The organism is Exiguobacterium sp. s163 (genome assembly GCF_018617135.1).
GTDB classification, from domain to species: domain Bacteria; phylum Bacillota; class Bacilli; order Exiguobacteriales; family Exiguobacteriaceae; genus Exiguobacterium; species Exiguobacterium profundum.
This window is the reverse complement of the sequence record NZ_JACSJN010000001.1, coordinates 701,739-715,381: the sequence shown is the minus strand read 5'-3', so window position 1 is coordinate 715,381 and position 13,643 is coordinate 701,739. Positions and strand designations below refer to the sequence as shown.

Here is a 13,643-nt window from a genome sequence, read left to right as displayed (position 1 = left end):
TAGGATGTTTTGAAAAAATAGTGAAACCGCTCCACCTGTGATAAAATAATATAACCAGGTACTAATAAATTTTTTTAAGGGAGAACTCTTTATGAAGATTGCTTACATCACGGACAGCACGATTGTCCTTCCAGATGCATTAGCGCAACATCCTGACATCCACATCGTCCCGCTCTATGTCGTCAAAGGGGACCAGCCGTATAAAGATGGAATCGAAGTCGATGCGAAAACGGTTTACGAGTGGATTGACGCGGGAGAGCGCGTCTCGACGAGTCAGCCCGCGATCGGGGATTTCGTCACGCTCTATGAAAAATTGAAAGAAGAGTACGATATGGGCATCGCAATCCATCTATCGTCCGATTTGAGTGGGACGTATTCGGCGTCTGTTCAAGGAGCTGAGATTGCGGAGTTCAAGTTACTCGCCTTCGATTCACGGGCAGGCATCTATACGATGGGACTCATGTTCGCGGAATTGATTGAACGGGTCGAACGAGGCGATGCGCTTGAAGACGTGGGAGCCTACATGAAGAAGCGCGTGGAGGACGTCCGCATCGAGTTGACGATTCAAAACTTGACACAGATGCAAAAGGGCGGTCGCATCTCCAAATCGAAAGCGCTCATCGGGAACATGCTTCAGTTGAAACCGGTACTCCGATTCGAAGACGGGTTGATTGTCCCGTATCAAACGGTCCGCACGTATAAGAAGGCGCAGGCTCATTTATTCGAAGTGTTGCGTGCGGCAATCGAGTCCGGTGAATGTCAGGACGTCTCGATTTTCCACGGAAATGTCCCTGAGCTTGCTGAGGAGTGGAAACAACAACTTGGTGACACGATTCCGATCAGAGTTGATACACTCGCACCACTTCTCGGGGCGCATACGGGAACTGGGTCAATCGGGATTTCATATTTGAAAGCAAAATAATGAGTAAGGGCGGTCCTTTTGTGAGGGCCGCCCTTTGTTACGTGTTTTTTTGTTTCCGTAGATAAAGAAGTGTAATGGTGATTGAGTAGATGAACAAAAACGTGATCAGAAATAGAGAAAAGTCCATAGCGAGCCCCCTTTATCCAAGTCGTTGCCGACATTTAGCATAACGAAACATTGAATTGGGAATTCTATCAATATTTCATTGTCTCAACTTTTAAACTATTGCTGGAATGTTGTAGCAATACGGGTCATACTAGAAAAAAATGAACGAGAAAAGGGGGGAAGGTGATGCAATTTCGGAAGTACCTAGTTCGGAGCTGGCTCGCGTGGGTGCTCGTCTTCACGGGAGTGACGTATTTGACCTTCCAAAACCTTGAGGCGTTCGACTGGTCGTTGTTTTGGTTCATCTATACGCTAGGGGCTTTGTTCGTCATGAATCCTTTAAAGCGCAGGCATCTTCACTTCACGTTCCATGAGATGTTTGTCTTTATCACGTTCTTCCTATACGGACTCGCACCCGCCCTGTTGATGGGGCAACTGCTCCTCTTCACGTTTCAGGCGCGAGCCTTCAATCGTCGTGTCGGGCGACGACGGTTCCTTCATTTCTATCCGCTCAACACGGTGATTGAATGTTTGCTCGTTCTGTTGCCAGGGCTCGCCTATATCGCACTCGGTGGACAAATCGGAGAGCCCGTTCATTTGATGCAACAAGGATGGGCGATGGTAGCCTTCTTGGGGACTCTGTTCCTTGTCCTTATGATGAGTTTCGCTTTATCCTACTTCATGGTCGGAGAACGGATCCCGTTCCCAATCATGTGGCGATTGATTCGCTTTGATTGGCTCGTCGTGTCACTCGAGCTTTTGTTCTCGATGATTGCCATCGAGTCGTATCTCAACTTCGGTTATGTCGGGCTCATCGTCACGTTCTTCGTACTATCTGTCCTAAAGATGACGATGTCGAAAGCGACGGAGACGGAAGAAACCAAGTCGAGAGTCGATCAAGTCGAACGCTTGAAAGAACAGCTGTACCGCGTGGACAGCGAGCAATTGTTGATTGAGAAGTTTTGGAACGGTCTACGTGATATCGTCGAAGTGGAACGTGGATGGTTGCAGGTCAATCGAAAAGGGGAGCGGACGTTTTATGATATGACCGGTCGCGTCATCCCGAGTGTGCCGGATGCCTTCACGATTGAACGGTATCATGATGAGGACGAACCGTGTTTCGTCTATGACTCGCTCCATGAATGGCATCCCGAATTGCAGCAACAGCAACAAGAACTACACCATTCGGCGCTCGTCATCCAACCCGTTTGGGGAGCGGAGACGGCGGTCAGCTGCATGGTATCGACGACGGCAAACGGGGCATACGAAACTCCGATTGCGGTTGAAGTGAACCGTCTCCTCAAGACGTTATCTTGGTCAATCGAACGCATCGATGAACGCAAACGTTTGCAACATGAGAGCTTGACGGATCCGTTGACGGGATTGCATAATCAGCGAGCGCTACGCCGTTGGACGAAAGAACGTTTGAACGATGTGGCGTCCTATCCACTCTCTGTCTTCTTGATCGATTTGGACCACTTCAAGTCGATCAACGACACGTACGGACATGCGTTCGGTGACGAGGTGTTGATTGAAGCAGGTCAACTCTTTACTCGCAATGTTCGAGCGACGGACTTGGTGACGCGCTATGGAGGGGAGGAGTTCGTGTTCGTCTTCCCGAGAATGGATGAGGCGGCCGCCCATCTGATCGGTGAAAAGATACGAGACGCCTTGAAGCGCCATGATTTTGGAACGGAAGGGACGCGTATCACGGTGACAGCGAGTATCGGGATTGAAACGATTTATGAATATGAAGACCTCGATACGGTCTTGCGACATGCGGACCGAGCCATGTACGTCGGGGCGAAATTCAACGGGCGAGATCGAGTCGCCCACTATCATGATCTATCGACTGAAGTCAGATGAAAGGAGGATCCCCAAAATGGTGGATCCTCCTTTCGTATGAAATGATTATGAGTTCGTATTATAAAGTTCAGATTCAACCGCATGAACGGCGGCTGACCAGGAGCCATAGCGATGCAAGATTGCTTTCGTCGAAGGTTTGTTGTTGCGTTTTGCCCATTCACGGTACGCTTCAAATGAGAGCGAGAAGCCCATTTCTTGAATGGCTTCACGAAGAGCGTTCGAGAGTTCTGTTTTCGAATAGGTCACACTCGCCTCAAGACCAGCCTCGGCACAGGCATCATGCCACGAACCGAACGTTTTGACGATATGGTAATGGCTCGGTGCCTTCGGATGGAGCTTTCGCCATTGCTGATACTTCTTCAAGGTGATGATCGAGCCCATATCTCGCGAATAAATGGCGAGCGTCTCGATGATGTCCTCGCGTGTATACTTCGGCATTTTGTCTGGCAATTCGACGGTTGACTCTCCATGCCATTCATAGCCTGCGATGGCAAGTGCCTCAGCCCATGACCCGAACTGACGAATGATCGACTCAGGAGACGGCCAATTCTGTTCCATTGCGAAGCGGCGATAGACAGAACGGCGTGGACGTTCCTTCAACAAGTCCCCGAGAAGACGAATGCAATGGATCATCCTTTGCTGTTCGGTAGACAAGTGATGGGATTTAGTGGATAGCGTTTGATTCAATGATGGTTCCTCCTTCCGTGGACTCAAATCTGAACCGAGAAAGATAAAAAAATGCTCCTACAATCATACTATCGGATTGTTTTTCGGATTTATTAACGTGATTTTGAAAAATTTTAAACAATTCCTAGGAATTGGATAGGACTAAAGTCGCAGTTGATAATTTCAAAAAATGGTAACAGTTCTATTACAAATTAAATCGAATTTCGAGAGAAATGTAAACATAAAGTTTTAATCACCCAAATTTGTAATATTTTTATAAAAAAGTACCCAGCTGGAGAGTTGGGGTCATCGCCTTCGCTCCAGATGAGTACCCTTCTATAATAAATTTAATTTTCAGACTAATCAATCAAATATTGAAATTACGGCAAAAAAATTTTAATGGCTGGTCAATGAAAGACCGATTCTGCTAAAATAGCCGCATTGAGTGAAAAACAGAAAAGAGGATCATCACTATGACAGTTTGGTTATTTTATACGTTACTTGGATTGATTCAAGGGTTCACAGAGCCCATCCCGATTTCATCGAGCGGACATCTTGTCATCTTCCAAGAACTATTTAACATTGACTTGCCGGGATTGTCATTTGAAGTTTTCGTAAACTTTGCATCGCTTCTTGCGGTTTTAACAATCTATCGTCAAGACGTCGTTCGTCTTATCATGAGTTTGTGGACGTTTTTATTTAAGAAAGACCGGTCGGATGAGACGATGGTCGACGTGAAGTTCATCGGGCTGTTACTTGTCGCGACCGTTCCGGCTGGTGTGCTCGGTGTCCTGTTTGGTGACTGGATCGCCGAGGTGCTCGGTGGCGTGGCGACAGTCGGCTATACACTCATCATTACGGGACTCGCCCTCTGGTTCATCCGGAATATGCGAGGAAACAAGGGCGACGGTGGCATTACGCTACGTGACGCCGTATTGATCGGACTTGCTCAGGCCGTGGCGCTCATTCCTGGGATCAGCCGTTCCGGGGCGACTATCGTCATGGCGATGCTCCTCGGAATCAAACAGGAGTCGGCGCTTCGATTCTCGTTCTTCCTGTTCATTCCAATCAGTCTCGGCACGATGATTTTGGATGGTCCGACGTTGTTCACAAACCCAGACACGCGTGACTTGTTCGGTCCGCTCCTTTTGGCATTTATCGCATCATACGTGTTGACGGCCATTTCATTGAAGTGGTTCCAGCACATCATGGCAAAAGGCGAATTGAAGTATTTTTCATATTACTGCTGGATTGTCGGGCTTCTCGTCGTCCTCTTTCTCGCATAATCGAGGCGCTACTCTCACGAGTAGCGTTTTTTGTTTTGCGAAATAAAAACAATTGCGATACAGTAAACCTGTACAAACAAATATTCCTTCGGGGTCGGGTGAAATTCCCAACCGGCGGTGATGGGCCTATGCCCTAAGTCCGTGACCCGGGCGCACGTGTGCGAACGGTGGATCTAGTGAGACTCTAGAGCCGACAGTATAGTCTGGATGGGAGAAGGAACAAAAAACAGGTCCACGTGACCTGTGCTTCGTCGTACGCTTTTCTGTATAGAAAACGTTTATTTGGCTTGCCAAAATTTGACGAAACCCTCCCACCAAGACCCTAAGGACTGCTCCTTAGGGTCTTTTGTTTGTACGGAAAAAGGAGGGAGAACGATGAAACAGTACATGGAACAGGCCATTCAATTGGCGAAATCAGCCGATGGACAGACCGGTGTCAATCCACTCGTCGGTGCCGTTCTCGTGAAAGACGGACGTATCGTCGGAATGGGTGCCCACCTTAAGGCGGGCGAACCACATGCTGAAGTGCATGCGATTCGAATGGCCGGTGCGGCTGCATCCGGGGCGACTTTATATGTCACGCTCGAACCGTGCTCGCATCACGGTAAGACACCACCGTGCGCCGATTTGATTGTAGAATCGGGCATCAAACGTGTCGTCGTCGCCATGAAAGATCCGAATCCACTCGTCGCAGGCAATGGGATCGTGCGCCTGCAAGCGGCCGGTGTCGAAGTCGATGTGGGTCTGCTTGAGGAAGAGGCGCGTGCCTTGAATCCGGCATTTTTGCGGTCGCTTGAGACGAAACGACCATACGTCATCTTGAAGACGGCAACGAGCCTCGATGGGAAAGTTGCCTTAGAGACGGGGGAGAGTCAATGGGTGACGAGTTCGGAAGCCCGTCGTGATGTGCATGAACTTCGTGCCACGGTCGATGCGATTTTGACCGGGATTGGAACGGTACTCGCGGATGACCCATCGCTTACGGTTCGATTGGACCGCGTGACGCGACAGCCGAAACGAGTCGTGCTCGACCGTGACCTGAGGTTACCGCTCGCTAGTACGTTAGCACGTACCGCCGAAGACGTTCCGGTGCTCCTCTTCACTTCGTCAGATGAGGCAGAACGACGTGAACGAGCTCAATCCGTCGGTATCGAATTATTCGATTATACGTCACTCGGCACGGTTCTTGAGACGCTATACGCAAATGGGATTGGGCGTGTGTTGATCGAGGCCGGACCGACGCTTGTCACCTCACTTCTTGACGGAGGCTACGTGGATGAATGGGTCGCCTATCAATCACCACGGGTGTTCGGTGGGAAGCATGGCGTCTATCGCTCACAGCAGGAAGGGACGATCGAAGGGATATCCCGTTTTACGATTCATCAGGTCGAAACGATTGGACCCGACCTGAAAGTCGTCCTTCGAAAGGGGGCGCTCTGATGTTCACGGGAATCGTAGAAGAAATCGGAGCGGTCAAAGCGGTCAAGCGTAACGGACCATCTTTACGACTCGTCTTGTCCGCTGTGAAAGTGCTTGACGATGTGAAGCTCGGGGACAGCATTGCCGTGAATGGGATCTGCCTCACGGTGACGACGTTCGATGACGCGACGTTCTCTGTCGATGTCATGCCAGAAACGTTGAAGGCGTCGAGCCTAGATGGGGTCAAGCCGGGAACACAAGTCAATCTCGAACGGGCGATGCCGGCGAACGGACGTTTTGGTGGACATTTCGTATCCGGACATGTCGACGGGGTCGGGCGCATCACGAAGAAACGACCGCTCGCGAATGCCGTCTATATCGACATCCAATGTGATCGTGCGCTCCTTTCCTACATCGTCCCGAAAGGTTCGATATGTGTAGATGGGACGAGTTTGACCGTGTTTGACGTGTCAGAGCGTGGGTTTACCTTGTCCTTGATTCCACACACATACAGCGAGACCGTGCTTGGGATGAAACAGACGGGTGATGTAGTCAATTTAGAATGTGATCTGTTGGCAAAATATATGGAAAAGGTCGTCGGGCAGTCGAAGATGACGCTCGAGTCCTTGGCAGAACAAGGATATGGAAAGGCGGGATGGTAATGTTTGATTCGATTGAACGAGCGATTGAGGAACTGAGACGAGGGCGTCCCATCATCGTCGTGGATGACGAGGACCGTGAGAATGAAGGGGACTTTGTCGTACTCGGTGACAAGGTGACACCGGAAACGATGAACTTTTTAATCACGGAAGGGAAAGGGCTCGTCTGTAGCGCCATCGCAGAAGAAGTGGCGGTTCGTCTCGATCTCGCGCCGATGGTGACGAACAGTACAGACCCACACGGTACCGCCTTCACGGTCAGTGTCGACCATATCGATTCGACTACTGGCATCTCGGCGAGTGAACGGTCTCACACCGTTCGTGAGTTAGCGAACCCATCGTCCCGTCCATCCGATTTTCAACGTCCGGGACATCTGTTCCCGCTCATTGCGAAAAAGGGAGGCGTCTCCGTTCGCCGAGGTCATACCGAAGCGTCTGTCGACCTGGCGCGACTCGCAGGAAGTGAGCCGGTCGCGGTCATCTGTGAAATCATTCGAGAGGACGGGGAGATGGCACGCGTACCTGATTTGGTACAAGTCGCTGAACGCCACGGGTTGGCGTTCATCACTATCGAAGCGTTAGTCCGATATATGGAGGAGAACCTCGTCACACGTGTTGCGGACGTGTCCCTACCTTCCTCAAAAGGAACGTTTCGCATGATAGGGTATGAGAATCGAATGGACCGTGAAGAGCATGTGGCGCTCGTGACGGAGACGCTTGAGGAGGTCCCGCTCGTTCGCATTCACTCCGAATGTCTGACCGGTGACGTCTTCGGTTCGTTCCGATGTGATTGCGGTCCGCAACTGGACACGGCGATGGCACGAATCGAGCAGGAATCGGGCATCGTGCTCTATATGCGTCAAGAAGGGCGAGGCATCGGACTGTTGAACAAACTGAAGGCGTACGCCCTTCAAGAGAATGGATTGGATACGGTCGAGGCGAACGTGGCACTAGGGTTTCATCCGGACCTTCGGGACTATCGGGTGAGCGCGGCGATGCTTCGTGATCTTGGCGTCACCCGTGTCCGGCTCATGACGAACAACCCCGATAAAGTCGATGCCTTGGAATCGTGTGACATCACAGTCGTCGAACGCGTTTCGATTCATGTCGGTGCGCATGAAGCGAACGAATCGTATCGCCTGATGAAACAACTCAAAATGAATCATATTGGAGGAACATGGACATGACCTATACATTTGAAGGAAACTTAGTTGGAGAAGGCTTAAAGATTGGAATCGTCGTCGGACGGTTCAACGACTTGATCACGATGCGTCTGCTTGACGGGGCGAAGGATGCCTTGAAACGTCATGGAGTGAAGGAAGAGGATGTGTCGCTCGCTTTCGTCCCAGGAGCATTTGAACTTCCGCTCGTCGCGAAAAAAATGGCGATGAGCAAACAATACGACGCGGTCATCACGCTCGGAGCCGTCATTCGTGGTGCGACCCCGCATTTTGATTACGTCTGTAACGAAGCGGCAAAAGGGATCGCCCAGGCGAGCTATCAATCCGAAGTCCCGGTCATCTTCGGCGTGTTGACGACGGAGACGATTGAACAGGCGATTGAGCGTGCAGGAACAAAAGCAGGCAACAAAGGGTGGGAAGCGGCGACTTCTGCCATCGAGATGGCCAATCTGTTAAAGCAAGTCTAATCAAAACCGGGTGGCGACCACCCGGTTTTTCAAATGGATCTGTCCGACCAGGAATGGGTGTTCATGCGCGACCATGTGCGTGTCGACGGCGAAATGTTGAAGGATTTACAAACACAGTTCCCTCAGAATTACTTCATTCAAATGGCCTATCCCATCACACTGTATCATCACGAACGTTGGGACGGAACGGGGTACAACCAAGGACTGAAAAGGAGAGGACATCCCGCTTACGGCTCGAATCGTCACCATGTTCGATCAGACATTTAAAGCGCACTAAAAAGGAGACGTCCCCTCGGGGAGCATCTCCTTTTTGATTAGTACGTTTCAGATGTTGTTTTCGCTTGCATGTGGAGTTGGATGTAATCCGGGCCACCTGCTTTTGAATCCGTACCTGACATGTTGAATCCACCGAACGGCTGATAGCCGACGATTGCGCCTGTGCAACCACGGTTGAAGTAAAGGTTCCCAACGTGGAAGTTTTGGCGAGCGTATTCTTGATTCATACGGTCACGTGTGAGGACCGCCCCTGTCAAGCCGTATTCTGTGTTGTTCGCGATATCGATTGCTTCTTTGAAGTCTTTCGCTTTCGTGAAGGCGACGATTGGTCCGAAAATCTCTTCTTGCATGAGGCGTGCTTTCGGGTCGACGTCTGCGACGACAGTCGGCTCGATGAAGTAGCCTGTTGAATCGTCTGCTTTCCCACCTGCGACGATGCGTCCTTCTTCTTTTGCGACATCGAAGTACGATGTGATCTTCTTGAAGGCCGATGCGTCGATGACTGGTCCCATGAAGTGTTCGTTCTTCTCTGTGTTTCCGACAGAGAGTTCGTTCGTGAGTTCGACGACACGGTCGAGTACCGTATCATACACGCTGTCGACGATGACGGCACGTGAACAAGCCGAACATTTCTGACCAGAGAAACCGAATGCCGATTTCACGATTGATTGTGCAGCGAGCTCGAGGTCGGCTGATTCGTCGACGACGATCGTATCTTTTCCACCCATCTCCGCGATCACGCGTTTGAGCCAAATTTGCCCTTCGTTCAATTTAGACGCACGTTCGTTGATGCGGAGTCCCACATCACGCGATCCTGTGAAGCTGATGAAGCGTGTTTTCGGATGATCGACGAGATAGTCCCCGACTTCTGCACCCGGTCCCGGGATGAAGTTGAGCACGCCTTTTGGAAGACCTGCCTCTTCCATCACTTCGACGAATTTCGCAGCGACGATTGGCGTCGTCGAAGCTGGTTTTAAGAGAATTGTGTTACCGGCGACGATGGCCGCAACTGCTGTACCGGCCATGATTGCGAATGGGAAGTTCCATGGGCTGATGACGATCCCGACCCCGAGTGGGATGTAGTCATACCGGTTGTATTCGCCTGGGCGGCTCTCCACTTTCTTGCCTGGTTTGAGTTCGAGCATTTGACGTGCATAATATTCCATGAAGTCGATTGCTTCCGCTGTATCCGCATCTGCCTCGTTCCACGGTTTACCCGCTTCTTTGACGAGGTAAGCCGAGAACTCGTGCTTACGCTGGCGGACGATGTTCGCTGCTTTGAACAAGACGTCAGCGCGGACAGCCGGGTCGACATGGCGCCATGAGTCAAATGCTGTGAGTGCTTCTTGCATCGCACGTTCTGCGAGCTCTTGGTTCGCTTTTGACACGCGACCGATCACTTCTTCTTTGTTAGCCGGGTTGTAAGACGTGATTTTACCTTCCGTCGTAACCTTTTCCCCACCAATTACGAGCGGATAGTCTTTCCCGAGCTCACCGTTCACTTTCTCGATTGCCGCTTGGATTGCTTCGGCATTCTCTTTTTGTGTAAAGTCTGTGAATGGTTCATGTTTGTATGGAATCATTCTCGTTCCCCCTTAAAGTGATGTTGAGCGTTAAAGCGCTTACGTCTGTATTGTATCGAAATTATCGTAGAAATCCTAGTGAAACAATTTTCCAGAAACACATGGCATTGGAGCAAGAAATCGAGACGTGATAGGATGGAGGAGAACACGGCTTTAGAAAGGACGAACAACATGAAAAAATGGTTCATTCCGCTACTCCTCGTCTTCATGCTCGGGGCATGTGGGAACGAGGAAGAGACTGTGGTAGAAGAGACAGACCGCGCATTGCCGGACGCTGTCACGAACGTGTACGCAGACTATCAGACGGCACTTGAGTCTGGAGACGCTGAGGCACTCGCATCAATTGATTATGCTGGCCAGTTGACCGAGATTCCGGCGACTGGTGCCGTCACCCGTCAATTGTCTCCTGGTGAGATTTATAAGAGCTGGGTCAACGAAGAGGAAGACGTGGCGTTCCTTGTCCATGAGATGATCGATGAAGAAGGGAACCCGCTCCCGAACCGACTCAGTAAAATCGCTGTGAAGGAAGGGGATGAGTGGTCACTCGTCATCACACCGGTCGCTTTACCAAAAGACGTGATTGCCGAGGTCGGAGAGTTACTCATCGGTGTCCAGGCGAACGAGTACGGAGTGAATGCCGAAGCGAACGCCCGTCTCGCTGAGATTCCGGAAGATGAGGCTGGTCCGATCTATGACCAAGTCAACGCACAGACGGACTATATGGCGCTCGAGGCAGACAATAACGTCTTCCTGCTCATGGCGGAAACGTTGACGGTCGAGGAGAACCAAACCATCATGACCGACTATTTCAAAGCGTATGAGACGTGGTACACCGATAACGAGGAGACGCTCCGAAAAGCGGCTGCAACGGAAGATCCAGTCGAGTATATCGAAGTGCTTGACCCGTTAAAGACAAAATTAGAAGAAGCGATCGATGGCTATGACGAACAACTTGTCGACCCATCGTTTGGCTAAGGAGGAACAGCAGATGCTCGCACCAACATTTTCATTACCGAACCAAAACGGAGAGATGGTTTCATTAAAGGACTATCTCGGTAAGAAAGTCGTCTTATACTTCTATCCTCGAGATTCGACACCTGGTTGCACGACCGAGGCATGCGATTTCCGCGATGCGTTGCCGAAGATGGAAGGCGCGGTCGTCCTTGGGGTATCGGCCGACAGTCAAAAGAAACATCAAAACTTTATAGCCAAGAATGACCTCCCATTTGATTTACTCGTGGACGAGGAACATGAAGTGTCCGAGCTTTACGGCGTCTGGCAGTTGAAGAAAAATTACGGGAAAGAATATTACGGCATCGTCCGTTCGACTTTCTTAATCAACGAGGACGGCTATATCGAACAAGAGTGGCGCAACGTCAAAGTGAAAGGTCACGTCGAAGAAGTCGTGGCTGCCATTCGTTCGTAAAACGAGAAACTGAAGGAAAGGTCATGAACGGTTTCAGACTGTAGACAACGCATGGGTCTACAGTCTTTTTTGTTCCCTTAAGAGTCTCGCCTGCCCGTAATTGGTCGCTGCTATCAAACCGCTTCGAGCGTGCTTTATACAGTTGCAACCACTCCATTTCTGATTGAGATGTAGTCTATCGATTAACGGTTCGTATTGATCATGAAATCCGGGCTCATGCAGTTGAATATATATTACAATCATATTTCGAAATAAATTTTAAGAAACTTTTAAGAATAAGGGTTCGGGGAAAATATTACAATTATATAACATTTTGAAAGCGCTTTCTTCATATGAGCTACCTTGACTCGATTGTGAATGTTCTGAAAAATATAGGGAGAGCGCTCAAATCAAGAACGTAGGAGGAGAGCAACACGGTGAATCAAATTGAAAGTTGGCTGACGAGTTTATCGAATCTCGTCTGGGGGCCACATTTACTCATATTACTTGTCGGGACAGGGATTTTCCTGACCGTCCGTCTCGGATTTATCCAAGTGACGCGACTTGGGGTCGGTCTGAAAGAGGCGTTTATTCCGAAAGCAGAACAGCCGAAGAAAAAGCAACGCGGGGACATCTCGCATTTCCAAGCACTCATGACGGCATTGGCGGCCACGGTCGGTACGGGAAACATGGTCGGTGTCGCGACGGCAATCGTTCTCGGGGGACCGGGAGCTGTCGTTTGGATGTGGTTATCCGGTTTTGTCGGGATGGCGACGAAATACGCCGAGGCCATCCTGGCGGTCAAATATCGTGTCGTCGATGAACGCGGTGAGATTGCCGGGGGTCCGATGTACTACTTAGAACACGGCTTGAAGAAAAAATGGCTCGGCGTCTTGTTCGCCGTCTTTGCATCGGTCGCAGCCTTTGGGATTGGGAACGGGGTCCAAACGAACTCGATCAGTCTCGCCTTGAACAACTCGTTCAACGTCCCAATGGTTGTGACAGGGATCGTCATGATGGCGGTCACGGCATTCGTCATTTTAGGTGGTGTCAAATCAATCGGAAAAGTCGTCGGAATCTTCGTCCCGTTCATGATTTTCGCATATGTCGGAAGCGGGCTCGTGATTCTCATCATGAACCTCGAATTGGTACCAGGTGCCTTGTCGACGATGTTCTCGAGCACCTTCAGTGCCGAAGCCATCGGTGGGGGCGCGTTAGGTGCCGCGATTCGCTACGGGGTCGCGCGCGGTGTGTTCTCTAACGAGGCAGGACTTGGATCTGCACCGATTGCGGCCGCGGCAGCGAAGACCGATTTCCCGGGACGTCAAGCACTCGTCTCGATGACACAAGTGTTGATCGACACGCTCATCGTCTGTTCCATCACGGGACTCACGATCGTCATGGGCGGTCAATATACGGAAGGGCTTGAAGGGATTGCCTTGACGCAAGCCTCGTTCGCTTACTTCTTAGGGCCGATTGGTGAAATCATCGTGACGATCTCGCTCGTCTTCTTCGCCTATTCGACCGTCCTCGGCTGGTGTTATTACGGCGAACGTTCAGCGTACTATTTACTCGGTGAAAAAGTGATCGTCCCGTATCGTGTCCTCTATATTTTAGTCGCGGGGCTCGGTGCGATGACGACGAACTTGAATTTGATTTGGTCGATTTCGGATGTGTTCAACGGTCTCATGGCCATCCCGAACTTGATTGGACTCTTGTTCCTCTCCGGTGTGGTCGTCGCGGAGACGAAACGATTCGAACTCGAACGGAAAAAAGAAGGGCAGTCCTCTGCCGCTTGATGAGAAAAC

Annotated in this window: 13 protein-coding genes and 1 riboswitch; of the genes, 11 read left to right on the top strand and 2 right to left on the bottom strand. The window is 50.5% G+C overall.

What is annotated here, in order from left to right; all coding sequences use genetic code 11:
• The first annotated feature begins 91 nt into the window (after window positions 1-91).
• Both KNO71_RS03815 and KNO71_RS03810 read left to right on the top strand, forming a co-directional pair.
• Window positions 92-922, top strand: a complete 831-nt coding sequence (locus KNO71_RS03815; RefSeq protein WP_214687308.1) for a DegV family protein — start codon at window positions 92-94, stop codon at window positions 920-922.
• A 291-nt stretch (window positions 923-1,213) separates the two neighbouring features.
• The gene (locus tag KNO71_RS03810) at window positions 1,214-2,893 is read left to right on the top strand and encodes a sensor domain-containing diguanylate cyclase (protein ID WP_214687307.1); all 1,680 of its coding nucleotides are present in this window, start codon (window positions 1,214-1,216) and stop codon (window positions 2,891-2,893) included.
• A 45-nt stretch (window positions 2,894-2,938) separates the two neighbouring features.
• On the opposite strand, the gene KNO71_RS03805 is transcribed toward KNO71_RS03810, so the two are convergent.
• Window positions 2,939-3,580 (bottom strand): homing endonuclease associated repeat-containing protein, encoded by a 642-nt coding sequence (locus KNO71_RS03805; RefSeq protein ID WP_074036101.1) that lies wholly within the window; start codon window positions 3,578-3,580, stop codon window positions 2,939-2,941.
• A 452-nt stretch (window positions 3,581-4,032) separates the two neighbouring features.
• Between KNO71_RS03805 and KNO71_RS03800 the strand changes: the two genes are divergently transcribed.
• The 6 genes from KNO71_RS03800 to KNO71_RS03775 all read left to right on the top strand — a co-directional run bounded on the left by KNO71_RS03800 (window position 4,033) and on the right by KNO71_RS03775 (window position 8,838).
• The gene (locus KNO71_RS03800; protein WP_074036102.1) at window positions 4,033-4,845 is read left to right on the top strand and encodes an undecaprenyl-diphosphate phosphatase; all 813 of its coding nucleotides are present in this window, start codon (window positions 4,033-4,035) and stop codon (window positions 4,843-4,845) included.
• 80 nt (window positions 4,846-4,925) lie between these two features.
• A riboswitch (FMN riboswitch) is annotated at window positions 4,926-5,068 on the top strand.
• A 152-nt stretch (window positions 5,069-5,220) separates the two neighbouring features.
• Entirely contained in the window at window positions 5,221-6,285 is a 1,065-nt protein-coding gene (gene ribD, locus KNO71_RS03795) for a bifunctional diaminohydroxyphosphoribosylaminopyrimidine deaminase/5-amino-6-(5-phosphoribosylamino)uracil reductase RibD (RefSeq protein WP_214687306.1), read from the top strand.
• Complete coding sequence (ribE, locus tag KNO71_RS03790) at window positions 6,285-6,926, top strand: riboflavin synthase (protein WP_214687305.1); 642 nt, start codon at window positions 6,285-6,287, stop codon at window positions 6,924-6,926. Before ribD ends, ribE begins: the two co-directional genes overlap by 1 nt.
• A complete protein-coding gene (gene ribB / locus KNO71_RS03785) occupies window positions 6,926-8,110 on the top strand; it encodes a 3,4-dihydroxy-2-butanone-4-phosphate synthase (RefSeq protein ID WP_214687304.1) in 1,185 nt (394 codons plus the stop codon). Before ribE ends, ribB begins: the two co-directional genes overlap by 1 nt.
• Window positions 8,107-8,571, top strand: coding sequence for a 6,7-dimethyl-8-ribityllumazine synthase (gene ribH, locus KNO71_RS03780; protein WP_074036107.1), 465 nt, complete (start codon window positions 8,107-8,109; stop codon window positions 8,569-8,571). The genes ribB and ribH overlap by 4 nt, the downstream gene beginning before the upstream one ends.
• Window positions 8,572-8,604: 33 nt before the next feature.
• Window positions 8,605-8,838 (top strand): HD domain-containing phosphohydrolase, encoded by a 234-nt coding sequence (locus KNO71_RS03775; RefSeq protein ID WP_285222568.1) that lies wholly within the window; start codon window positions 8,605-8,607, stop codon window positions 8,836-8,838.
• Window positions 8,839-8,885: 47 nt separating this feature from the next.
• Here KNO71_RS03775 and pruA read toward each other — a convergent pair whose 3' ends face one another.
• Entirely contained in the window at window positions 8,886-10,430 is a 1,545-nt protein-coding gene (pruA, locus tag KNO71_RS03770; RefSeq protein ID WP_214687302.1) for an L-glutamate gamma-semialdehyde dehydrogenase, read from the bottom strand.
• Between the two features lie 171 nt (window positions 10,431-10,601).
• Between pruA and KNO71_RS03765 the strand changes: the two genes are divergently transcribed.
• The 3 genes from KNO71_RS03765 (at window position 10,602) to KNO71_RS03755 (ending at window position 13,634) form a co-directional block, all read left to right on the top strand.
• Window positions 10,602-11,405, top strand: a complete 804-nt coding sequence (locus KNO71_RS03765; protein WP_214687301.1) for a hypothetical protein — start codon at window positions 10,602-10,604, stop codon at window positions 11,403-11,405.
• A gap of 13 nt (window positions 11,406-11,418) precedes the next feature.
• A complete protein-coding gene (gene bcp, locus KNO71_RS03760; protein WP_074036111.1) occupies window positions 11,419-11,856 on the top strand; it encodes a thioredoxin-dependent thiol peroxidase in 438 nt (145 codons plus the stop codon).
• Window positions 11,857-12,272: 416 nt separating this feature from the next.
• The gene (locus KNO71_RS03755; RefSeq protein WP_214687300.1) at window positions 12,273-13,634 is read left to right on the top strand and encodes an alanine/glycine:cation symporter family protein; all 1,362 of its coding nucleotides are present in this window, start codon (window positions 12,273-12,275) and stop codon (window positions 13,632-13,634) included.
• Window positions 13,635-13,643 lie beyond the last annotated feature (9 nt).

Excerpts from the sequence above, each read along its gene's own strand:
- KNO71_RS03815 (WP_214687308.1), top strand. The coding sequence starts at position 92 with ATGAAGATTGCTTACATCACGGACAGCACGATTGTCCTTCCAGATGCA.
- KNO71_RS03810 (WP_214687307.1), top strand. The coding sequence starts at position 1,214 with ATGCAATTTCGGAAGTACCTAGTTCGGAGCTGGCTCGCGTGGGTGCTC.
- KNO71_RS03800 (WP_074036102.1), top strand. The coding sequence starts at position 4,033 with ATGACAGTTTGGTTATTTTATACGTTACTTGGATTGATTCAAGGGTTC.
- ribD (WP_214687306.1), top strand. The coding sequence starts at position 5,221 with ATGAAACAGTACATGGAACAGGCCATTCAATTGGCGAAATCAGCCGAT.
- ribE (WP_214687305.1), top strand. The coding sequence starts at position 6,285 with ATGTTCACGGGAATCGTAGAAGAAATCGGAGCGGTCAAAGCGGTCAAG.
- ribB (WP_214687304.1), top strand. The coding sequence starts at position 6,926 with ATGTTTGATTCGATTGAACGAGCGATTGAGGAACTGAGACGAGGGCGT.
- ribH (WP_074036107.1), top strand. The coding sequence starts at position 8,107 with ATGACCTATACATTTGAAGGAAACTTAGTTGGAGAAGGCTTAAAGATT.
- KNO71_RS03775 (WP_285222568.1), top strand. The coding sequence starts at position 8,605 with ATGGATCTGTCCGACCAGGAATGGGTGTTCATGCGCGACCATGTGCGT.
- pruA (WP_214687302.1), bottom strand. The coding sequence starts at position 10,430 with ATGATTCCATACAAACATGAACCATTCACAGACTTTACACAAAAAGAG.
- KNO71_RS03765 (WP_214687301.1), top strand. The coding sequence starts at position 10,602 with ATGAAAAAATGGTTCATTCCGCTACTCCTCGTCTTCATGCTCGGGGCA.
- bcp (WP_074036111.1), top strand. The coding sequence starts at position 11,419 with ATGCTCGCACCAACATTTTCATTACCGAACCAAAACGGAGAGATGGTT.